Source organism: Plantactinospora sp. B5E13, assembly GCF_039871775.1.
Classification (GTDB): domain Bacteria; phylum Actinomycetota; class Actinomycetes; order Mycobacteriales; family Micromonosporaceae; genus Plantactinospora.
Genome location: NZ_JBDPLT010000015.1, coordinates 147,014 through 168,570, shown reverse-complemented (window position 1 = coordinate 168,570; position 21,557 = coordinate 147,014). Strand labels below are relative to the sequence as shown.

The window sequence follows — 21,557 nt, the reverse complement described above, 5'->3', positions numbered from 1 at the left end:
CACCCTCAAGACCTGGAAGGTCCTGGCCAAGCTGCGCTGCTGCCCGCGCCGCGCCACCGCGATCGTGCAGGCCATCCTCGTCCTGCACCACGTCGAAGCGAACCGCTACGCAGGATGAAAATCGCTCCTTGGAGTTCAGGTCCGGTCGAGGGCCAGGTCAACCGCATCAAGACGATCAAGCGACAGATGTATGGCCGGGCGAACCTCGACCTCCTCCGCAAGCGCGTCCTGACCAACACGTGAGCCGCCGCCAAGATCAATCACAGAATTTGTGCCAGAGCCAATTTTCGTCCGCCGTTGACAGTAGGCGTTCCGCCGCCGCGGATAGTCCGGCCACGTCCATTCCGGCGGTCTCCGCCAGTTGGCGCTGGGACATTGGCCCAGCCGGTTCACACCACCCAATCACCGTCACCGGTCGGCGCAGCCGGCCCTCGATCAGACCCCAAACTGCCGCACGGTGGCCGAGCGTTGCGATGACAAGTGGCGCGGTAGCACCGAAGTAGTGCCGAATCTCGGCAGCCGACAGCCCGGACGGCCAGATTGCCGGGTCTCCGAGGGTGGTCAAGTCCTGTACGCCGACGACCCGGACCCTGAGGCCCCGGCGTTGCCTGAGGGCGAGTGCCGCGGGGCGGGCGATCGTTGCGGGCAGGTCACCAGCGGCGAGAATAACAAGGTCCGGCTCGCCATCGTCGCTTGTGTGCGGCCAGACCGCCAGGCCACGGGCGCACTCCTGCTCGGCGGTTTCCAGCGGTTGCTCGTCGGTGGGGTGCTTGCCCGCGAGAATGACGTTCACCTGACCGACCGAGTTGAGCGCGCGGTCGAGCACCACTGCGAGCCGACTCGGATCTGCGGGGGTCAGCACCCGGACTGCCGGGTCTTGTGTCGCCAGCAGGGCCGTCGTCAACGACGGGTCGCCGTGGGTGTAGGTGTTGTGCCACCCGTACGAGGTGAGCAACAGGTTCAGGCTCGGCCTCTTCTCCGACGCCGCCGTGACCCGGTACTGCTTGAGCAGTTGGACGAGCCCGGTCAGCAGCAGTGGAGCGAAAGCTTCGTACGAGACGAGCAGGCCGCGGCGGCCTGTGGCAGTCCAGCCAGCGAGCCAGCTCAGCAGGACTTCCTCCGCGAGCACCTCGGTAGCCCAGGGCTCCTGGGCAAGGTCGCCCAGTCGGTTCGATGCCAGTTCGTCGGGACTGAACAGATGGAAGTCTCCGTCGCCGGCGTGCTTCCGGAGTACAGCGGTCACCGCGCTGGCGAAGCTGCCGTATCGGACAGGTGGCGGAGGCTCACCGGCTGAGGCGTGTCGCGCCGTACGGCGTGGTCGCACACGACCCTGCACGACCCGGACGGCCTCGGCCAGTGCGCCCGTCGCGGTCCCGTTGGCGGTGAAGAGCTCCGCCGGGCGGTACGAGGCAAGCCACTGCCGAAGCGTGGCCAGCTGATCCGGGTGTCGCCGGGGGTCCGTGAGAGGCGTCTTGTGGGTGAGTGGGGTGCCCAGGAGCGGGCGCGCCGCCAGTTCCGCCGGGCCGCTCCACCCCTTGGTGCACCGGAGGAATATCGCTGTCGGAAGCTGCTCCCGGATCGCGGTTACCGCTGCGACGAGCGCCGCGCGAAAGCTCTGGTGTTCCCCGAGACCCGCTGCGTCGAGGTGGACGACGCTCGACCGCCAACCCAGCCCGGTGGCGTATCCCCGCAGCGCGTCATCGTCCATCGCTCCGAGGAGCGACCGGCTCCCCATGCGGAAGCCGTTGACCTGGATGATGGGCAACACCCGGGTACGGTCGGCCAGCGCGCGGCCGGTCAGCCATGCTGCCGCCGTTGCCGGCGTCTCGCACTCGCCGTCGCCGAGCACCGGCACCAGAATCCGATCGGGGGCGTCGAGCGCCGCGCCCTGAGCGAAGGCGAGCGCGCCGCCGATTTGCCCGCCGAGGTACCAGCCGCCTGGTAACGACGGTGACACCTCGGCACCGAGTCCGTCGAGATCGGGAAATGCGGCGACGAGCCGGGAAAGACCCTCGGCGTCCGCGCCGAAGCGGGGCCGTACCCTGGCAAGATCGCCGGTGAGCCAGGCCATCGCGACCTGGGCGACGCCAGCGTGGCCAGCACCGATTATTGGCACGAGTTCGTCATCGATGCTCGCTCCTGCCAACATCACGTGGCTCAGGACGAACGCGACGCCCGGCACCGTTCCCCAGTGCCCCGACGGACGGTTCTTGACCTGTTCGGGGACCAGCGGTTCGGTCAGCAACGGGTTCGACTCCAGGTGGAGTTGCGCCACGCTTACATATGTGACAGCGCGCCAGAGAGCGTCGGCCAGCTGCGCGAAATCCGTCATCACGCCGCTCCCGGAGCCGAGGAGTCGGGTAGCGCCTCGCCGTCGAAGGTGAAGTACCACAGCGGCCGGTAGCACTCCCACGCCGCCGGTCGGAGACCTGTCGGCCCGATGACTGCCTCTATGGCACGCCGCGCCTCCAGATAAAACTCCAGGTCGGTCGCTCCCGGCGACCGCAAACCGGCCATGATCGAGTTATGTGCCTGGTACACCTGGAAGTTCGGAAAGTCCGTGATGTGCCGGCCGAGTTCGGTGATCCCAGCGACCAGGTCGGTCAGCGGATCGAGCCCGACGATATAGGTGTACGACGCATCCAAGCCGGCCTGGCGCGCGCGGACGAGCACGCCAGGCATCTCGGCCCTGGACACTTCGGCCTTGCTCGCCTTGAGCAGCAGATCCCGTCGGGTGAAGCACTCCGCCGTCAGCCGAAGCACGAATGGCGCCACGCCAGCGGCCAACTCCTGGAAGGCATCAAGGCTGCGGATGACCGACGTCAAGAACCCGATCCGAGCCGAGATTCCGTGTCGGGCAAGCGCAGCCCGCAGTCCGAGCAGATGGTGCACTGCGGATGATTCACGTTCGAAGCAGCCGGTCGAAACCGTCACCTCCCGTAGCTCCGTGAGGTCTCGACGGGGGTGCTGCTCGACCAGTGCAGCGAGTAGTTCGTCCAACCCTCGGTCCTCGGTCAGTCGGGGATCGGCGGCCGCCTCCAAGGTGTTGGGGCAGAACGCGCACCCGGTGCAGCGACTACGGGCGTTCGGGTTCAGGGTCGCGGCGCGCCCACCCCGGCGGAAGTAACCGCCCACCGCCTCGTCGGCGTCAATCCGCTCGACCTGGGCAACGAGCTTTCCCTGGAGCGTGAGGTGCCCGTCGTGCAGCTTGAACGGCGAAACGTCGGCGTTGAGCGGCACGATCACCTGCCACGACACCTGCGGTTGCCTCGTGAGCCGGACGGTGAGCCGAGCGCGACGCCGGTCCTGGTCGGACGAGATCCCGTACAGGTTGACGGCTATCAGGAGTGCGTCCTCGACGGGTACGGAGTGTCGTATCGCGCATCGTTCGAGCTGTCCAACAGTGATGGGTGCGCTATTGGCCAGTGTGGCGTTGGGGGTGACCGACACGATCGCTCCTTTGTCCGCACGTTGAGCCCGGAGGTCCCTGCGGCTGTCTTGGAGCAGCACAGGTCCATCAATTCACTCGGACCACGGCACCACGCACAACGCTTCGCATGCGGACAGCTACCTTGTCCGCATGCCATGAACGGCGCGGACTCGATTGCAGGCAGCTCCGCTCGGCGACGCCGACGACGGACTCTGCCTCGGCGAGGCCGCCCGCCGGCTTGCGGAACGCTCACCCGCGAGCGTCCACGCCTCCGTGCTGTCCCGCCTCGCGTACGCCTACGCCGCCGCCGTAAGCGCCCCCCGGCCGTCGCCGACCTGCTGCCCGAGCTGGAGAACGCGCTCGCGCGGCAGCGGGCCTGACACTACGGTCGATCGATGAGCCGCAGCGACGTCGACGTCTTGGTGATCGGCGCTGGTGTGTCTGGCCTGACCAGTGCCGTCTGCCTCGCCGAAGCCGGGCTCCGGGTCACGGTCTGGGCAGCCGAGCCACCCGAGCGAACCACGTCGTACGCCGCCGGGGCGATGTGGGGTCCGTACCACGTCGAACCCGTCGACCGGGTACGTCTCTGGAGTGCCCAGACCCTTGAGGTTCTGCGGAAACTCGCCACCGACGCGAGGACTGGGGTGCGCCTTGTCCCCGGTGTTGAGGCTTCCCGCAAGCCGGTTGATCCGCCGGAGTGGGGGAATCAGCTCGACGGATTCCGGATGTGTGAGGCCAGCGAACTACCGGACGGCTTCGGCATCGGGTGGCGGTACGCGGCGCCGATCGTCGCCATGCCGGTCTACCTCGGCTACCTGCGAGGGCGGCTGGAGGCAGTCGGCGGCAACGTCGAGATTCGCCGGATCGACTCGCTCGACCAGGCCCTTGGGGTTGCGCCTGTCGTTGTGAACTGCGCCGGCATGGGGGCGCGGGACCTCGTGCCCGACCCTGACCTGACACCGATCCGCGGACAGCTCGTCGTGGTCGAGAACCCCGGGATCAGCGAGTTCTTTTCCGAGGACACCGGCCTTTCGCCCGATCTGCTGCACTTCTATCCACAGGGCGAGACCGTCGTCCTCGGCGGTACCGCCCAGCCCGGCGAGTGGAGCCGGGAACCAGATCCGGACACCGCCGCCGCGATCGTCACCCGCTGCGCCGAGGTCGACCCACGCCTCCGAGGCGCCCAGGTCATCGAGCACCGAGTCGGTCTACGTCCGACAGGGCCCTACGTCCGGCTCGAGGAGCAGGAGTTCGATGGCGCACGGATGATCCATAACTATGGCCACGGCGGTGCGGGAGTATCCCTTTCCTTCGGGTGCGCGGCAGAGGTCCACCGAAGAATTCTCCAAGGTTAGCGGGTATCGATTGATCGCTTATGATTAAGCAGGATCGCGGCCAGCGGCTCTGCGGTGGCGGCAACAGATTAGTTCATTCGCCTGGGACGAGGACGTTGTCGGTGAAGCCGTAGTGGTCCCACCACAACGCCCGACGGTGCTTCCGGAGAACCCCGTCAAACCGGGTCAACAGCAGCACGTCGCCGTTGAGGATTAGCGCGGCGTCCTCTCGTCGACAGGTGAGTACGCGGGATACCACGGCCAGCATGTTGGAAATGCCCTTCTCGACAGGGCTCTCCTTGGCCATTCGGAATGTGACGTTGACGTAGCTGTCCGGCTCCCATGCCCAAGTCGTCGCGTCGTCGTCCTCGGCCTCGTAGTACCCGTTCTGGCCGGGCCGCACGATGAGGGTGAACCCCTGCTGATCGTGCAGGTCGGCGGTGAGTAGCCCTGGCGTCTCGGTCGGCGTCGGCCGCTCGGCCGGGTCTGGCACTGCACACTCGACCAACTGATCGAGAGGGATCTTCCCGGCAAGCGTCAACCGGTATTCGATAGCCATCTGTCAGCCTTTCGCGTCGGGGTGCGCCACGATTTTCACGAGCTTACCGGTTGGCGTTAGCGCCACCAGTTCCTTGAGGTTGTCCACGGGCCAGTCGTCGAACTGCTTCCGCAAGGCATCGAGGTCGCCCCGCCAGTCACCGAGATTGAGTACGACACGCTCGGTCTGCCCGTCCTCGACCTTGTCCCGCACGCCGCTCCAGACACCTCGTACCGACTTCGTCTCTCCCGGCGCGTAGCAGTCGAAAACGTGTCCCTCGACCAGATAGTCTGGGTCCTTTCCCGGATTTCCGCGATCGCCGGTCTGTGCCCGTGCCTCGGCCACCTCGCGACGGCTCGGATTTTGGTGGACGTGGTAGCCACGGTCGGCCAGCACGTCCGCGCACTCATTCTCCCGTTCCAACGAACGGCGCCCACTGGCGTCCAAGCGTTCACCGATCCTGGTCCGTGAGCCCGTCGGTGATCCGCCGGGTCGGCCGGTGGGCTGCCTGTTCCAGGCGAGATCGGCGCTGTTCGCCGCCCTGGTCGGCCCGGCGGAGGCATCAGGTGAGACCGGCGTCGGGCTGGTCGGCGAGTTGCCGCCAGCCCGGCCTAGTTTCCCGAGTTGCCCGTCCGGCGCGCGTCGGTGACGGCCGAGGCGAGTGACTGCTTGACGGCGCTGCCTTGTTGAGCCACCAGCGACAGGATCTCCTTGATGGTTCCGAGCATGGAGAGCAGCGGCCCGGGATCACCACCCTGCAGCACCCGGACGACGAGTGTCCGGGCCTCCTCAACGTCGCCGATAGAGGAACCAACTCCGTCGTGCGCTGTACCCACCCTGTCCGCCGCGCGGTTCAGCGCCTCGACCACCTCGGCAGGTGAGGCTTCTCTGGGTACCGCCACGACAGAGGTGGAAGCCTGATCGATGGCCCCGTCGATGTTGCCCAAGCCAGCTTGGATGTTTCCGATCGCCACCCGTACCTGGGACATGCCGGCGGCGATCCCGTTGAATCCTGCGGCTGCGGCCCTCGTCGCCACCTGCTCTGCCTCTTGGGCGGTGGCGGAAGCGGTCGACCTGGCTCGGTCCACACCCGCGCGCATCGACCGCAGTTCGCCGCTGATGGCGTCGGTTCGCGACATGTTCGCAGAGTCCTCCGTCGAAGGGCAGGAGATCAGCAAGCCGGTCTGCTCCCGGCAACGTGGTCGGGGGGACGACCGCCGTAGAGCGAAGTCCGCTGTCAATCGTACGAATCCCCGCAGACCTCCAAGCCGTCTCCGCCGGTCTGTCGGGCGTCCGATGGTCACCACCACCACTGTCACCACTGCGGGTGCCGGCAACTGGCGTTGGCGCCGGCGGCGCTCAGGTCGGGTGGCCTGCACGCTGCCGACACCGCTCCGCTCCAAGATCCACGTCGCCTAAGGGTGCCGTTCCGGCCGCCATCGATGATCTTCGTGCGTGTGTGCGATGTGTGCTCCGGTGCGATGATCGACGCTGAGTGGCGATGCGCGATCGTGCTCGCCGCTGGTGGTCGGTCGGGCGAAAGCCTGATCGCGTGCGGTCGGTGTGCGGTCCGCTGGTGGCGGTGCCAGCGTTGACCGCCGCCGGGGCTCCCTGCGGTACGCTGACAGCCGCCGCTAGGTAGTGTGGATCACCAGGCCCTCGTAGCTCAGGGGATAGAGCATCGGTTTCCTAAACCGTGTGTCGCAGGTTCGAATCCTGCCGGGGGCACCCAGTTCGAGAGGTCGCGGTAGATGGTCTCTGTGCCTCTGGACGGCCGCGCGCACAGAGCCGGGCCTTCCATCGGTGCCGTAGATGGTTGCCGGCGGAGTGGAACGGGTGCCGCTACCCCGCCAGTGGCCAGGAACTCCGGACAGTTCCCGGCAGCCGGATACGAATTTCCAACCTGACGGCGGCCCCGATCAGGCCCGCGTTGGCCCGGCCGGCGGTGCTTCCGGATTACCAGACTTCGGCGACCATTGTCACGATTCCTGGGGCCGTACAGGGGCTGCGGATGTGGTCCGATCGCCACCGGCAGGGCTGAGGCGCCGCGGTGCTACTCGACCAGACCTGCCCGGAATGCGGCGATCGCCAGCTGTACGCGGTTCGTGGCGCCCAGTTTCTCGAACAAATGGGTCACGTGGCTTTTCACGGTTGCCTCGCTCATGTGCAGGATCCGGGCGATCTCTGCGTTCGCGTGGCCCAAACCGATTTCGACGAGTACCGCACGTTCCCGTTCGGTGAGGCGGTGGAGCCGCTGTTGCGCCTCGGCGCGGCGCCGGGACCGGTCTTCGAGGGTGAAACGGTGGATGACCCGACGGGTTACGCCGGGGGAGAGCATCGCGTCGCCGGCCGCGGCGAGGCGGACCGCGCGTAGCAGGTCCGCGGGTGGCGTGTCCTTGAGCAGGAATCCGGTCGCGCCCGCGTCGAGCGCCTGAAAGACGTCGTCGTCGGCGTCGAACGTGGTGAGCACGATGACAGCCGGTGGCCGTGGGCGGAGCCGGATCGCGGCGGTCGCCGCCAGGCCGTCGAGGTGTGGCATCCGGAGGTCCATCAGTACGACGTCCGGCCGGTGCCGGTCCACCGCGGCAATTGCTGCCCGGCCGTTCTCCGCCTCTCCGATGACGGTCAGGTCGTCGGCGGTCTCCAGGATCAGCCGCAGGCCGGCCCGCACCAGCGCCTCGTCGTCGGCCAGCAGAACCGAGATCATGACGTCCCCGCGTCTGCCGACCGTAGGCTGGTGGCCGCCGCCCCGGTATCGACCGCCGGCATGCCTCCGGGACTGGACTCGAGCCAGGGTACGACGGCGCGCAACTGCCAGCCCTCCTCGTTCGCGATCGGCCCGGCGTGCAGCGATCCGCCGACCAGCCGGATCCGCTCGGCCAGGCCGACCAGGCCGAGTCCCGAGCCGGGTAGCTCCAGTGGGGTGGCGCCGGGCTCGTTGTGCACGGTCACGGTCACGTTTCCATTGTCGGTGCGGCCGACCGTCACGGTGGTCAGCGCGTCGGGTGCGTGTTTGTGGGCATTGGTCAGCCCTTCCTGCACGACGCGGTACACGACCCGCGCGGTCGCGGCGGGCAGTGGTCCCGCTGATTCGTGCAGTTCGACCGGGTGGCCGGCATGCACGGACGCGTCGACGAGTGCGGTCAGATCGGCGAACCCGTGGTCCACCGGCTCGGCGCTCGCCGGGCTGTCCGGACCGGACGACCGATCTGCCGTGTTACGCAACACTCCCAGCACGTCGCGTAGTTCCGCCAGTGCCTTGCGGGCCGTCACCCGGATCAGCGCGGTGCCCTCCTGGAGGCGGCTGTCGGTGCCGGCGTGCAGTTCCAGCGCGCCGGCGTACAGAGCGATCAGCGACACCTTGTGCGCCAGCACGTCATGCATCTCTCGCGCGATCCGGGTGCGTTCGGCCGCCCGGGCCTGCTCTTCCCGCATCAGCCGTTCGGCCTCACCCCGGCGGGCCTGTTCCCGCAGCGCGTCGAAGAGCGCGTCGCGGGTCGCCAGGTAGATCCCGACCAGGACCACCAGGCCCACGCCCAACGGTGCGAAGACGAAGTCGTCCCACAGCAACCCGCTACGGTCCAGCCACGACCACCCGACGTACCCGGCACAGGCCGCGAGGCCGCACACCCACACCTGGCGACGCGGCGCGTACCGCGCCCCGGTGTACAGGCCGACAAGTATGGTGCCGGGGTTGCCGCCCAGCGCGAACCCGATCGAGCCCGCGACGGCGGCGACCACCGGAATGCGCCGGCGGGGCCACATCGCGGCGCTGGCGAGTACGCCGACGGCCGCGATGACCGGTCCCGGCAGGGGTGACCAGGGCGTCTTCACGGCGAAGCCGGTGAGCGCAAGGCAGACCACGACCACCGCGACGTCGACGACGCGGTTACTGGCAGGTCGGGTACCGGCGGTCAGGCGGCGCGACCAGATGGCTCGCTCCTGCATACCAGCAGCGTAGACATCCTGACCGCAGCGCTGATCCGACTTTTGTCGACCGTGTGCACCGGCCGGCTCCGACTTTGGGCGGGGACGGCCGCCGACCGCGCGGCGATGTGCCCGTCGGGTGGCCGCCGGCACGCTGATCGCCGGGGCAGTTCGGAGAGTCACCGTCTGGAGGAGCCATGACCGTTTCCGCCGCTCGACGCGTCGGACGTACGCTGCTGGTTTTCCTGGTCGGCTGCGCGGCCATACCGGGGGTCGTCACCGCTGGGGCGACGCAGGCCCGCGCGGCGCCGGGCGCCTGTGGCGGTGCCACCCCGGCGGCGCTGGGCGCGTTCTTCGACAGCCGCTTGCCGGAGCGGCTGCGGGAGAGCAAGGTGCCTGGCGCCGCGGTGTCGGTGGCGGCGGGTGGCACCACAGCCTTTGCCAGGGGGTACGGCGTCGCCGACCTCGAACGTGGCGTGCCGTTCGACGCGTCGCGTTCGCTGACCCGCATCGCCTCGATCTCGAAGCTGTTCACCTGGACCGCGGTGATGCAGCAGGTCGAGGCGGGCCGGCTCGACCTCGACGCCGACGTCAACCGGTACCTGACCGGGTTCAAGGTTCCCGCGACGTACCGGCAGCCGGTCACCCTGCGGCATCTGATGAGCCACACGGCGGGTTTCGAGGATGTGGGCGTCGGCATCGCGGCCCGCGACGTCGTCGACGTGGCACCCCTCGACCGCTACCTGGCAGCGCACATGCCCGCCCGGGTCCGGCTGCCCGGTGTGGTGTCCGCCTACTCGAACTACGGCGCCGCCCTCGCCGGTCACCTCGTCGCCCAGGTCAGCGGCGAACCCTACGACCGGTACGTCCAGCGGCACCTTTTCGACCCGCTCGGCATGACCCACAGCACGGCGGCGGAGCCGGTACCGCCGGGGCTCGCCGGAGATCTGGCCCGCAGCTACGACACGGAGAACGACCCTCCGCGAAGGTACCCGTTCATTTTCGATCGGATGCCGCCGGACGGGTCGGTGACCTCCACCGCCACCGACATGGCGAACTTCATGAACGCACACCTGCACGGTGGCCGCTTCGGTGAACGGCGGATCCTTTCCCCGGAGACGACCGGGCGGATGCACCAGCGGTCCTTTTCGGCCGATCCGCGTCTGGACGGCTACGCGCACGGCTTCAGGGAGCGCACCGTCAACGGGCATCGGGTCCTGATGCACGATGGTGGCTGGGAGGGGTTCCGTAGCATCCTCATGCTCGTGCCCGCGTGCGACCTGGGGCTGTTCGTGACGACCAACAGCCCGGGCGGCGGCGCGGAGGAGATGCAGGACCTGATTGACGAGTTCTTCGACACGTTCGCGCCCGCCGACGGCACCACGACCGGCGCCCGCGATGCGACCGGAGCGATGGTCAGCACGGCGCGGTCAGCCGCGCCGCTGGCCGGGTTCTACAAACCGACCCGGCACAACATGTCGTCGATCGAGAAGGTGACCACGCTGCTCGCCCCGGCCCGGCTCACCGTGGGCCGGTCCGGGGCCGTCCACTTCAGAGGACGAGAGTGGCTGCCGCAGGGTGACGGGCTGTACCGCGCGGAGGACGGTGAGCGGCTGGTGTTTCTTGCCGGTCCGGACGCGACGCGGTACGTGGCCACCGACACGTCGGCGGCGGAACTCATGCCGCCGGCCGAGACCCTTCCGGTGAATCTCGCGGCGCTGCTCGCCCTGCTGCTGCCGACCCTGGCTCTGCTCGCCCGGCCACTCGCCGCGCTGGTACGCCGGATCAGCAGACGTCCGGCAGGTGCCACCGGGAGCTGGCGTCTGGCGGACCGGCATCCGGCACGTGCCACCGGAAGTTGGCGTCTGGCGCGCGGGCTGGCCGCCGGTGCCGCCGTCCTGGCGGTGGTGTTCCTCGTCGGGCTGGCCGTGACCCTGTTCGGCGATACGGGCGATTTCCTCTACCACGTGCCCCTCAGCTTCACACTGTTGCTGGCGGTACCCGTGGTCGCGCTCGTGGTCGGCCTGGCCGCGACGGTGCTGACGGTCCGCGCCTGGCGCGGCGCGGGCGCCGGTCTCGTCGCCCGCATCCATCAGGTGACGCTGCTCGCCGGCCTGACGGCCGTCACCTGGTTCTGCTGGCAGTGGAACCTGCTCGGCTGGCAGTTCCCGTAACCGCATCCCGCTACGGCCGCGTCGTCCGGCTGAGGATCGCACTGAGGGCTGGTTCCGTCCGGCAGGCAGCGTCCCGGTTGACCGTCGCGTTCTACTTCCGAACCGCACGTGTGGATCGGAGAAGTATGAGCAGATGGAAATCGGCGGCGCGCCGGGGCACGGCCCTCGTGTTGTGCCTGGCCCTGACGGCGGTCGACGTGAGCGTGGGGCCGGGTGCCGCCGCGGCACCCGCCGGCTCCAACAGACCCCTCGCCGCCAGCAAGACCCCCGTCGCCAGGAAGGTTGACGACCGGGTTCTCACCCTGGTGACCGGCGATCGGGTACGGGTCCACGACGGCGGGACCTACACGGTGGAGCCCGGTCCCGGGCGCCAGGGCATGGTCTTTCACCAGCAGCGGTCCCGGCACCAGGATCTTGTCGTCCCTGCCGACGCGCTCGGGCTGGTCGGTTCGGGCCGGGTCGACAGTCGCCTGTTCGACGTACCGACCCTGCTCCGGATGCGGTACGACGACGCGGCAACCCGGGACCTGCCCCTGATTGTCGCCGGCGACGAGTCCCGGGATGCCGTCCGGTCGTCCGAGGTGGGCGGGTCGACGGTGCGGGAGCTGCCGAGTCTCGGCGCGCGGGCGGTCCGGGTGCCGAAGTCGACCAGCGGCCGGTTCTGGGCGTCGGTCACGGCGGGCGCGAACCTGCGGTCGGCGCAGCCCGGAACCGAGTTGCCGAGGATCTGGCTGGACGGCCGGCGTACCCCGAGTCTGGACCGGAGTGTGGCGCAGGTCGGGGCACCGTCGGTGTGGCAGACCGGGCAGACCGGTCGGGGTGTGCGGGTCGCCGTACTCGACACCGGCATCGACGCGGGTCACCCCGACTTCGCCGGGCGGATCGCCGAGGTCCGCAACTTCACCGACGACCCGGACGCCGACGACGTCGACGGGCACGGTACGCACGTGGCGTCGATCGTGGCCGGGTCCGGTGCGGCGTCGCAGGGCCGGTACCGGGGTGTCGCCCCGGAGGCGACCCTGTTGGTCGGCAAGGTGTGCGGGACGGCCGGCTGCCCGGACTCCGCGATCATCGGCGGGATGGAGTGGGCGGCCACGCACGGGGCCACGGTGGTCAACCTCAGCCTGGGTGGTACGGACGGTTACGACCTGGATCCGCTGGAGGAGGCGGTGAACCGGCTGACCGCCGCGCACGGCACCCTGTTCGTGGCGGCGGCCGGCAACGACGGCCTGCCGGGTACGGTCAGCTCGCCGGCGAGCGCGGACGCGGCCCTCGCCGTCGGTGCGGTGGACCGGGACGACCGGCTCGCGGACTTCTCCAGCCAGGGGCCCCGGACCGGTGGTGGGGCGATCAAGCCCGAGATCACCGCCCCGGGGGTGGGCATTGTCGCCGCCCGGGCGGCCCGTTCCGAGCCGTTGGAGCCGGTCGACGAGTCGTACACCACGATTTCCGGCACGTCGCAGGCGACTCCGCACGTCGCCGGTGCGGCGGCGCTGCTGGCCGGCCAGCATCCGGACTGGCGGGCGGCCGAGTTGAAGGCGACGCTTGTCGGCGCGGCGGTACCGAACCCGGACCTGGGCTTCTACGCCCAGGGTGCCGGTCGGCTCGACGTCGCGGCCGCCGCGACGCGTCCGCTGCGGGTGGTGCCGGCGGTGGTGGACCTCGGCCGGCCGGCGTGGCCGCACACCGACGACGCCCCGACGACCCGTGAGCTGACCTACCACAACAGCGGCGCGGAGCCCTTGACCCTGTCCCTGACGGTCCAGGCCGACGGTCCGGGCGGCGTCCCGGCTCCGGCCGGCATGTTCGAGGTCAGCCCGAGCCGGCTCACCGTTCCGGCGGGTGGCTCGGCCACCGCCACCCTCAGCGCGGACACCCGCCGATCGGCCCCGGACGGGGTGTACGTCGGCAGGGTCGTGGCCGCCGGCGCCGGGCAGACGCTGCGGACCCTGGTCACCGTCGAGCGGGAGCCGGAGAGCTACAACCTCACGCTGAGCCATCTGGACCGGGCCGGCGACGTCCCGGTCGACTTCATGTCCACTCTGGACGGGGTGGACGTGCCGACGTCGACGATGCTCTACGACGCGGACGGCACGGTCACCGTACGACTCCCCCGGGGCCGTTACCACCTGACCAGCACCATCCGTACCGGCGGCGACGGCAGTGTCAGTCTGTTGACCCGTCCGGAGCTGGCGCTGACCTCCGACGCCACGCTGACCCTGGACGCCCGGGCGGCCCGGCCGGCGGCGAGTGTGACGGTGCCGAGGGAGGGGGCGCGACCGATGGGTTCGGTTGTCGGGTTCTTCCGTGAACTGTCGGACGGGACCGAGCTTTCCGCCTCGGTGAGCTCCTTCGCCGGCTTCACCGGGTTGTACACCGCCCACCTGGGCGCGGCGCTGCCGGCGGCCGAGATGCGGGGCCGGGTGCTGAGCTGGTGGGGGGAGAACGGTCCCGCCGGCGACCTGGGGGACGGGGCACGCCTCTACCACCTGGCCTGGTATCCGCCGGGGCGGCTGCCGAGCGGCTTCGAACGTCAGGTCCGGGAGTCCGACCTGGCGGTGGTCCAGGCCCGGCATGTCACCGAGTATCCCGGCACCCGGCTGGACAAAGTCATCAGCTCGTCGGTGCCGGGGTACGTCGACGCCTGGGCGCTCGGCACCTCCGTCGCGGTGCCGGCGGAACGGACCGAGTACTACAGCACCGAAACCGGGGTGCGGTGGTCGGCGTCCGTCTACGGCAACGACGATCCTGGGCAGGAGTCCGAGCCGACGGCGTACCCGGCCGGACCGATGGTGCAGCGGTGGCAGCAGGCGCCGTTCGGGCCCGGTTTCCCCGCCCCCGCCGGGCACGAGGACCTGTGGATGTCCCGGACCGGGAACCAGTTCTGGCTGGTCCCGCCGATCTTCAGCGACCAGGCGCCCGGGCACGCCGGTTTTGCCGACCTGGCCGCGCAGCGCCTGGTCCTGTTCCGGGACGGCCGGGAGGTCCTGCCGAACGCCTACGGCGACTACGACCTGCCGGCGGCGGCGGCGAACTACCGCTTCACGGTCGAGGCGGAACGCCCGGCGGCAGCCCAGCTCTCCACCCGGGTCAGTGCCAGCTGGACGTTCCGGTCCGGGCGGCCGGCCGACGGTGAGGTCCAGCACCTGCCGGTGCAGGCGGTGCGGTTCGCCCCCGACCTCGACGGGCGGAACGCCGCTCCGGCCGGCCGGGAGTTCCGGATCCCGGTCCGGGTGCAGCGTCAGGCCGGCGCGGATCCGGCCGGATGTGCCAGCCTGACCGTCGACGTCTCCTACGACGACGGTCGGTCCTGGCGGCCGGTGCGGCTGGTCGGCACCGGCGCGGAGCGGGTCGCGATCCTCACCCACCCGACCGGTGCCGGCTTCGTCTCGTTGCGGGCCGCCGCGGCCGACACCGCCGGCAACACCGTGCAGCAGACGATCATCCGGGCGTACCGCCTGGCGAACTGACCGTCGGCTCCGCCGGTGGGCGACGTTCGCGTCGCCCACCGGCGGTCGTCGCCCGTCAGAGCCGCGCTCTACCAGCTGTTGAGGGGGTACGCCGTCAGTCGTGCACGGCCGGGTGCCGGCCACACCGGTGCGATCGGCCAGCCGTGGAGCCGACGGCGGGCTGACGTACCCGGATACTCAACTGGACGCCGAGTTCGCGGAAGCCCAGCGTCCGCGCGACGCGGCGTGAGGGTTCCGGTCGGGCCCGCCACTGGGGCAGCATCCCGCCGGCCAGGCTGTGTGTGACGGCCGCGCTGGCGACGACCCGGGCGTGGCCGCGTCCCCGCTCGGACGGTGCCGTCAGTACGCACACGTGGGCCACGTTCCCGGGCCAGCGCTGGTAACCGGCCGCGGCCACGAGGCGGGCCCCGGCACGGACGACAAACGCGGGCGACGTGATGCCCGCCAGCCCGGACTCCTCGGCCTCGTCCACGGGGACCGAGGCGAGGAAAGCGGCGAGATCCCCGTGGACGGCGGGCAGTTCCGCGGTCACCTCCCGGGTGTCCGGTCGGAAGCCGTGCTCGTCGCAGTAGGCGAGGGTCGCCGGGCCCAGGACCCCGGCGAGCGGCAGTACGGCACCCAGCCGCGCGGGATCGGTCAACGCCGGGACAGGCAGCTGGGCAAAGGCTTCCCGTACGGACACCGCCAGATCGCCTGTCGGCACGGTGCCGATCGCTCCGTCGCCCAACCCGACGATTCCAATCCAACCCGGGGGAGACAGCAGTGATGCTGCCGAAACCACCACGGCCGACCCCTGGGACGGAAACTTCACGGGGGCGCCGGCCAGTTCGACCCAGATTCGGCGCGCCCGGGTCAGCAGGGGATCAGCCGCCACGAAGGCATTGTTGCGGAGACGTACGGCAACCGGGGTAACCGGCGCTCAGACACAGTCCCAGAAGAACCGGCCCTCGCGGCGGTCGGGGCTGAGGAGGGCGTAGCCGGTGCCGCCGCCGAAGTTGAGCGCGTACGGGTCGTCGGGGCCCTGCCCCTCGCCGCCGTCCAACTGGAAGAAGAACCGCCAGTCGCCGGCAAGCTGCGGGAGGTGCGGCTGCCACAGGTGCATCCTGCCGCCCAGATAGCTGTACGGGGGGATCGGGTCGGTCGCCGACCCGTCGAGATCCGACAGGTCGTCGAGGAGATCCCCGTCTTCGGCCTGTCGGCGGTCGATCTCCGCGTCGAGCACCGCCTCGGCAGCCGGGTCCATCGGCGTGAGGTCCACGGCCAGTTGGACGGGGACCCGATCCTGCCAGGTCGCACCGCGCCGCCACAGTGACGGGCCGGTGGCCGCGTCGGTGACGGTGACGAAGTCCGGGACGACGCCACCGGGTTGGACCAGCAGGGCGTTCTCCCCGGCCTCGGGCTCGAACGTCTCGACCATCCCGTTGTCGTCGTCGGCCACGAACAGGTAGGCGATCCGTGATTCCGGCCCGGGTACGGGAAACTGCCCGACGAACCTCATCGGTGAGTTGAGCGCGCGCGACAGCGGCCAGGTGGGTGTCGCCAACCAGGCTGGCTGGCCGCCGAGCCGGGCCACCGGCGGATCAGCCGCTGTCGACACCGGTCGGAACCGCATCTGCAGGCGCGGCAGCAGCCAGGCATCGACCGGCCCGGCGCAGCCGGTTTGTACGCGCGGGCTGGCCGGTGCCGGCGAATCCGAGGTCATCACCCTGATCCTAGGGATCGGCCGCTCCGCACCGGAAGGTCTTCAGCAGGACGTGAGTCCGCAGTTGGACACCCGATGGACGCCTCCTGTCCCCCGGGCGAGCTACCCGCGAATGTCCTCTCTGTGGTGACGATTCCCGGCCGCCGGATCCATAACGTTCGACGTGGTCGCGGCACCCCGCCGCCGACCTGCTCGAAGGAGTCGTTCGATGCGTTTGGTGAAGCAGTTCCTGGCCGTCGCGGCGGTCGCCCTCGTCGGCGGTCAGGCCGCCGCCACGATGCGGGGAAACCCCTGGCTGACGCTGGCTGTCGGGGCCGTGACCGCCGTACTCGCGGTCCTCGTCTACCGGTGGGTGGTACGGCGTACCGAACGTCGCGCCGTCACCGAACTGGCCCGGGCCGGTGCCGCCGGACGGGTCGTCCGGGGGACGCTGATCGGGGTCGGGATGTTCGGGGCGGTCATCCTCAACATCGCCTTCCTCGGCGGCTACCGGGTCCACGGCCTGGGCTCGGTGACCGGCGCGGTGGCGATATTCGGCTTCATGGCCGCCGCCGCGACCACCGAGGAACTGCTCTTCCGTGGCGTCCTGTTCCGGATCGTCGAGGAACGTACCGGCACCTGGCTCGCCCTGCTGCTCAGCGGTGTGGTGTTCGGCCTGATGCACCTCTTCAACCCGGGCGCCACCCTGTGGGGTGCGACCGCCATCGCACTCTCCGCCGGCCTGATGCTCGCCGCCTGCTACGCCGCCACCCGCAACCTCTGGGTGCCGATCGGTCTGCACTTCGGCTGGAACTTCGCCGCCGGCGGCATCTTCAGCGCCGTGGTCTCCGGCAACCGCGAGTCGACGGGTCTGCTGGAGTCCTCCACCTCGGGGCCGGCCCTGCTCACCGGCGGTGACTTCGGACCGGAGGGCAGCCTGTACACGGTGGGCGCCGGCCTGGCGCTGACCCTGGTGTTCCTGTGGCTGGCGCACCGCCGGGGCCACCTCGTCCCGCGTCGCCGCCGCGTGGCCGGCGCCCCGGCGACCGGCGCCGAGTCAAACGCCGACGAGTCGACCGGCGTCCCGGCGACCGTCGCCGACGAGTCGGCCGGCGTCCCGCCGACCGGCGGCGGGTCGACCGCTACAGTCCTCCGGTGATCGACGTTCGGGGATTTCCGGACCTGTGGCGGCGCTGCGACGTCACGGTCCGGGATCTCCCGCTCGCACTGTTCCTTGTCGTCGTCTCGCTGGTGCCAGCCCTGCACAACCGGGGTACGCAGCTCGGCGACCTGCCGACCCGGCCGATGGACAGGCTGACCGTCGTGGTGCTCGCCCTGGAGTGTCTGCCGCTGGTCGTACGCCGTCGGTGGCCGGCGGTCTGTCTCGCACTGGTTTCGCTCGGCTTCGCCGTCGACCAGCTTCGTGCCTACCACACGGTCGCGGGCACCGCGCTCTTCTTCGCGCTGCTGAGCGCGGGCGCCCACCTGGACCACCACCGGCGTACGACAGTGGTCCTGCTCTCCGCCGCGTACCTGCCACTGGCCTTCACACTCCACCGGCAGGGGTCGACCGAGGGCCTGCTCGGGTTCGGGACCTTCTACCTGATGCTGGCCGTCGCCTGGGGCGTCGGGGCCTGGCTGCGGCTGACCCGGCAGGCCGAGGCGGAGCGCCGACAGCGGGTCGCGGAGACCACCCGGACCGCCGAACGTACCCGGATCGCCCGGGAGCTGCACGACGTCGTGACGCACCACGTGACGGCGATGGTGGTGCAGGCCGAGGCGGCACGGTACCTGACCGCCGCCCCCGACCGCCTCGACTCGACCCTGACCGCGATCACCGACACCGGCCGGCGGGCCATCACCGACCTGCGGCACCTGCTCGACCTGCTCAACCCCGACCACGGCACCGAGCCGCGTACGCCGGCTGTCGGCGAACTGGACGCGTTGGTGGAGCAGACCCGGCGGGCGGGGCAGCCGGTGGAGTTCACCGAGGAGGGCACGCCGGCGCAGGTCACCGGCAGTGCCGAGGTCACGGCGTACCGGGTGGTGCAGGAGGCGCTGACGAACGCCCTCAAGTATGCCCACGGCAGCCGTACCCGGGTGCACGTGCGACACGGCGAGAAGGAGACGACAGTGGAGGTCAGCACCGACGGCACCGGTACGCGCAGCGCGTCCCCCGGCGGCAGCGGGCGGGGGTTGGCCGGGCTCCGGGAACGGGTCGACGTGCTCGGCGGCGAGTTCAGCGCGGCCCGGGAGGTCGGCGGCGACTTTGTCGTGCGCGCCCGCATCCCCACCGGGAGCCGACCGTGAGCGAGCCGACCGGGACGGAGCCGATCCGGGTGCTGGTCTGTGACGACCAGGCGTTGATCCGTACCGGATTCACCACGATCATCGACGCGCAGCCGGACCTGGCGGTGGTGGGCGAGTGCGGCGACGGCCGCGCCGCGGTCGACCTCGCCGCCCGGCTGCGTCCGGATGTGGTGGTGATGGACGTCCGGATGCCGGTGCTCGACGGCATCGAGGCGACCCGCCGGCTGGCCGGTGTCGGGGTCGCCCAGCCGGTCAAGGTGCTCGTGGTGACGACGTTCAACCTCGACGAGTACGTCTACGAGGCGTTGCGGGCCGGGGCGAGCGGCTTTCTGCTCAAGGACGCCCCACCGGCGCAACTGTTGCACGGCATCCGCACCGTCGCGTCCGGTGCCGCGCTGTTGGCGCCCGAGGTGACCCGGCAGCTCGTCGGCCGGTACGCGGCGCGGATCCGGCCCGCCGACACCGGTCGGGACGACGTGGCGTTGACTCCCCGCGAACTGGAGGTGCTGCGCCTGATCGCCAATGGTCTGTCCAACGGCGAGATCGCCGCGACCCTGGTGATCAGCCACGAGACGGTGAAGACGTACGTGTCGCGGATCCTCACCAAGCTCGACCTGCGCGACCGGGTGCAGGCGGTGGTCTACGCCTACCGCCGGGGCCTGGTCACCTGAGCCGGAGCAACCCGGAAGCCAGCCAGGACGTACGTCAGGTGCCGACGCCAGACGTCGGGCGCGGCCTGTTCGCCGGCGTGGATGATGCCGCGCAATGCCCAGACCACGGCCGCGATGTCGTCGACGGTGACCTGCTCGTTGATGCCACCGCCGTGCTTGGCGCGGTCCAGCAGCTGTGCGGTCCGGGTTCTGAGGTCCGCGATGAGTTCGGCCGGTGCCAGGTCGCCCCACATGCCGTGCATGAAGCCGCGTCTGGCGGCCAGTTCGTAGCCGACCGTCTCCAGGTAACGGTCGAGGCATCGGTCCGGGGGTTCGGCGAGCGCCTCATCGGCCAGTTCCACCAGCCGGCCGAAGAAGGCGTCCAGCACCTGCCGTACCAGCGTCTGTTTGTTGCCGAAGCGCCGGTAGAGGGTGGCGGGGCCGATGCCTGCGGCGCGGGCGACGTCTTCCAGGCTGGCGTCGACGCCACGTTGCGAGAAGACCCGCTCGGCTGCTTCCAGCAACCGGGCGCGGTTGGCCTCGGCGTCCCTACGCAATCCGGTCACCGGCGAAGCTGCCTGGTCAGGGGGGCGACGTCGGTCAGACTGTCGAGTGCTGCCACGGCCGCCATGACGGCCTGGGCGTTCTCCGTGCCGAGGACGGCGGTCACGTTGGTGTGGAACTTCTCCTCGATGTCCGCCCTGGTGGCCGGACGTGTGGGGTGCCCCCGGAAACCGGCCTGGTAGTGGCCGAGACGTGTGCCGTCGTGGAGTTCGACGTCGACCCGGGCGCTGAAGATCGGATCTCCGGCCGGGATGGGCATCGCGTACGGCTCGACCAGGTCACCGACCGCGAGGATCCGGGGATCGTTCCACCGGGCCGGGTCGAAGTAGTCGGCGGGTGCGTTGCCGCCGGTGACGAACTGCAGCCCGACCCCGAAGGCGAGACTGAACTGCGCGGAGATCGCGTCGGTCGGACGGGTGATGGCGGCACCGTGGCCGACCGCGAAGTCGACGAGCCCGATCCGGATCCGACGGATCTGTGTGGTGTCGACGGCGTGGGTTTCCCGCAGGTGCCGGACGGCGTCGAGCGGGGCGTGCACCGTGCCCACCATCGGGTAGAAGCGGAAGATCGTGTCGAGGATCTGCCAGTGGTCCCAGGCGGCCTCCGGCACCGGGCCCTCGGCCTGGGCGAAGAGCCGGAACACGCCGCGATGTCCCTCGAAGATGGTGGCCGGCCCGGTCAGCCCGAGCCGGGCCAGCTGCGCCGCCTCGACACCGGCTCGGGCCGCCGACCCGGCGTGCAGCCGTTTCACCTCGCCGCCGCTGCGGTCGTACTCCATGGTTCCGGAGGCGTCACTGCCGGCGATGCCAAACGCCTCGGTGAGCTCGGCCGGGGACAGGCCGAGGATCCGGCCGGCGGCCGCGGCGGCGCCGAATACGCCCAGCACCTTGGACCCGTGCCAGCCGGCGGCGACCATGCCGCCGGTGGTCACCGCGCCGAGCACGCCCATCACCTGGACACCCGCGGCGACAGCGGTGATCACTTCGCGGCCGTCCACGCCCTCGCGTTCGGCGAGTGCGAGGGCGGCGGTCACCACCGTGGAGCTGGTGTGCCAGGCGGCCGCGTGGGCGTCGTCGTACTCACAGCTGTGGCCGAGCGCGCCGTTGACGTAGGCGGCCTGCGCGGCGTCCGTCAGGCCGCCGCCGGTCACCGTGCTCTGCCCTGGCCCGGGGACGGCGGCGGCCGCGCGCCGGATCGGCTGCATGTTGGGCAGCGTCGTGCCCAACACCTGGACGCCGATCTGGTCGAGGATCAGCAGCTTGGTGTGTTCGACCACCTCGGCGGGCAGGTCGTCGAACCGCAGCCCGGTCACCCGGTGGGCGAGCCGAGCCGCGACGGTTGTGTCATGGCGCATAACTGGGAGTATGCCCTCTCAAATGAGAGTTATTACTATCATTTGAATCACAGACGCAGTTGTTCGCGTGCGAAGTTTTCCTTTATGTCCCTTTCCGTAGTTGTCCGTTGCTGGCTGGGCGTGAC

The 21,557-nt window shown here is 70.2% G+C and carries 17 protein-coding genes, 1 tRNA gene and 1 pseudogene; 8 read left to right on the top strand and 11 right to left on the bottom strand.

Features of this window, described 5'->3' with window-relative positions; translation table 11 throughout:
* Positions 1–118: pseudogene (locus ABGB05_RS16590) on the top strand (IS5/IS1182 family transposase); the annotation flags it as partial.
* A gap of 138 nt (positions 119–256) precedes the next feature.
* On the opposite strand, the gene ABGB05_RS16585 reads toward ABGB05_RS16590, so the two are convergent.
* A complete protein-coding gene (locus ABGB05_RS16585) occupies positions 257–2,332 on the bottom strand; it encodes a hypothetical protein (protein WP_347654294.1) in 2,076 nt (691 codons plus the stop codon).
* Positions 2,332–3,450 carry a hypothetical protein gene (locus ABGB05_RS16580; protein ID WP_347654293.1) on the bottom strand — a complete coding sequence of 373 codons (1,119 nt, stop codon included), beginning with the start codon at positions 3,448–3,450 and terminating at the stop codon, positions 2,332–2,334. Before ABGB05_RS16580 ends, ABGB05_RS16585 begins: the two co-directional genes overlap by 1 nt.
* 375 nt (positions 3,451–3,825) lie before the next feature.
* Here ABGB05_RS16580 and ABGB05_RS16575 point away from each other — a divergent pair, with 375 nt between their 5' ends.
* Positions 3,826–4,785, top strand: a complete 960-nt coding sequence (locus ABGB05_RS16575; protein ID WP_347654292.1) for an FAD-dependent oxidoreductase — start codon at positions 3,826–3,828, stop codon at positions 4,783–4,785.
* A gap of 73 nt (positions 4,786–4,858) precedes the next feature.
* Here ABGB05_RS16575 and ABGB05_RS16570 read toward each other — a convergent pair whose 3' ends face one another.
* The 3 genes from ABGB05_RS16570 to ABGB05_RS16560 all read right to left on the bottom strand — a co-directional run bounded on the left by ABGB05_RS16570 (position 4,859) and on the right by ABGB05_RS16560 (position 6,441).
* Positions 4,859–5,323, bottom strand: a complete 465-nt coding sequence (locus ABGB05_RS16570; protein WP_347654291.1) for a SitI3 family protein — start codon at positions 5,321–5,323, stop codon at positions 4,859–4,861.
* 3 nt (positions 5,324–5,326) lie between these two features.
* Positions 5,327–5,749 (bottom strand): hypothetical protein, encoded by a 423-nt coding sequence (locus ABGB05_RS16565; protein ID WP_331215302.1) that lies wholly within the window; start codon positions 5,747–5,749, stop codon positions 5,327–5,329.
* A 164-nt stretch (positions 5,750–5,913) separates the two neighbouring features.
* Positions 5,914–6,441, bottom strand: a complete 528-nt coding sequence (locus tag ABGB05_RS16560; protein WP_347654290.1) for a DUF6244 family protein — start codon at positions 6,439–6,441, stop codon at positions 5,914–5,916.
* 516 nt (positions 6,442–6,957) lie between these two features.
* Here ABGB05_RS16560 and ABGB05_RS16555 point away from each other — a divergent pair.
* Positions 6,958–7,030: transfer RNA gene (locus ABGB05_RS16555), tRNA-Arg, on the top strand.
* 325 nt (positions 7,031–7,355) lie between these two features.
* Here the strand turns inward: ABGB05_RS16555 and ABGB05_RS16550 are convergent.
* Positions 7,356–8,009, bottom strand: coding sequence for a response regulator transcription factor (locus tag ABGB05_RS16550; protein WP_347654289.1), 654 nt, complete (start codon positions 8,007–8,009; stop codon positions 7,356–7,358).
* A complete protein-coding gene (locus ABGB05_RS16545; protein WP_347654288.1) occupies positions 8,006–9,250 on the bottom strand; it encodes a histidine kinase in 1,245 nt (414 codons plus the stop codon). Before ABGB05_RS16545 ends, ABGB05_RS16550 begins: the two co-directional genes overlap by 4 nt.
* A gap of 176 nt (positions 9,251–9,426) precedes the next feature.
* Here ABGB05_RS16545 and ABGB05_RS16540 point away from each other — a divergent pair, with 176 nt between their 5' ends.
* The gene (locus ABGB05_RS16540) at positions 9,427–11,403 is read left to right on the top strand and encodes a serine hydrolase domain-containing protein (protein WP_347654287.1); all 1,977 of its coding nucleotides are present in this window, start codon (positions 9,427–9,429) and stop codon (positions 11,401–11,403) included.
* A 125-nt stretch (positions 11,404–11,528) separates the two neighbouring features.
* Positions 11,529–14,873, top strand: coding sequence for a S8 family serine peptidase (locus ABGB05_RS16535; RefSeq protein ID WP_347654286.1), 3,345 nt, complete (start codon positions 11,529–11,531; stop codon positions 14,871–14,873).
* Positions 14,874–14,967: 94 nt separating this feature from the next.
* Here the strand turns inward: ABGB05_RS16535 and ABGB05_RS16530 are convergent, their stop codons facing one another.
* Both ABGB05_RS16530 and ABGB05_RS16525 read right to left on the bottom strand, forming a co-directional pair.
* The gene (locus tag ABGB05_RS16530) at positions 14,968–15,576 is read right to left on the bottom strand and encodes a GNAT family N-acetyltransferase (protein ID WP_347654285.1); all 609 of its coding nucleotides are present in this window, start codon (positions 15,574–15,576) and stop codon (positions 14,968–14,970) included.
* A 216-nt stretch (positions 15,577–15,792) separates the two neighbouring features.
* On the bottom strand, positions 15,793–16,575 hold the full coding sequence (locus ABGB05_RS16525; protein ID WP_347654284.1) for a hypothetical protein: 783 nt from the start codon (positions 16,573–16,575) through the stop codon (positions 15,793–15,795).
* A gap of 208 nt (positions 16,576–16,783) precedes the next feature.
* On the opposite strand from ABGB05_RS16525, the gene ABGB05_RS16520 reads away from it, so the two are divergent.
* Genes ABGB05_RS16520 through ABGB05_RS16510 form a run of 3 tightly spaced genes read left to right on the top strand, consistent with a single transcriptional unit; the run spans position 16,784 to position 19,535 of the window.
* On the top strand, positions 16,784–17,713 hold the full coding sequence (locus tag ABGB05_RS16520; RefSeq protein ID WP_347654283.1) for a type II CAAX endopeptidase family protein: 930 nt from the start codon (positions 16,784–16,786) through the stop codon (positions 17,711–17,713).
* Positions 17,710–18,864: a histidine kinase gene (locus ABGB05_RS16515; RefSeq protein WP_347654282.1), complete on the top strand. Its 1,155-nt coding sequence runs from the start codon at positions 17,710–17,712 to the stop codon at positions 18,862–18,864. The genes ABGB05_RS16520 and ABGB05_RS16515 overlap by 4 nt, the downstream gene beginning before the upstream one ends.
* Entirely contained in the window at positions 18,861–19,535 is a 675-nt protein-coding gene (locus ABGB05_RS16510) for a response regulator transcription factor (RefSeq protein ID WP_347654281.1), read from the top strand. Before ABGB05_RS16515 ends, ABGB05_RS16510 begins: the two co-directional genes overlap by 4 nt.
* Here the strand turns inward: ABGB05_RS16510 and ABGB05_RS16505 are convergent.
* Together ABGB05_RS16505 and ABGB05_RS16500 are read right to left on the bottom strand one after the other, a co-directional pair.
* Positions 19,511–20,080 (bottom strand): helix-turn-helix domain-containing protein, encoded by a 570-nt coding sequence (locus tag ABGB05_RS16505; RefSeq protein ID WP_347654280.1) that lies wholly within the window; start codon positions 20,078–20,080, stop codon positions 19,511–19,513. The two genes, ABGB05_RS16510 and ABGB05_RS16505, sit on opposite strands and share 25 nt — an antisense overlap.
* Complete coding sequence (locus tag ABGB05_RS16500; protein ID WP_347654279.1) at positions 20,077–21,432, bottom strand: MmgE/PrpD family protein; 1,356 nt, start codon at positions 21,430–21,432, stop codon at positions 20,077–20,079. Before ABGB05_RS16500 ends, ABGB05_RS16505 begins: the two co-directional genes overlap by 4 nt.
* Positions 21,433–21,557 lie beyond the last annotated feature (125 nt).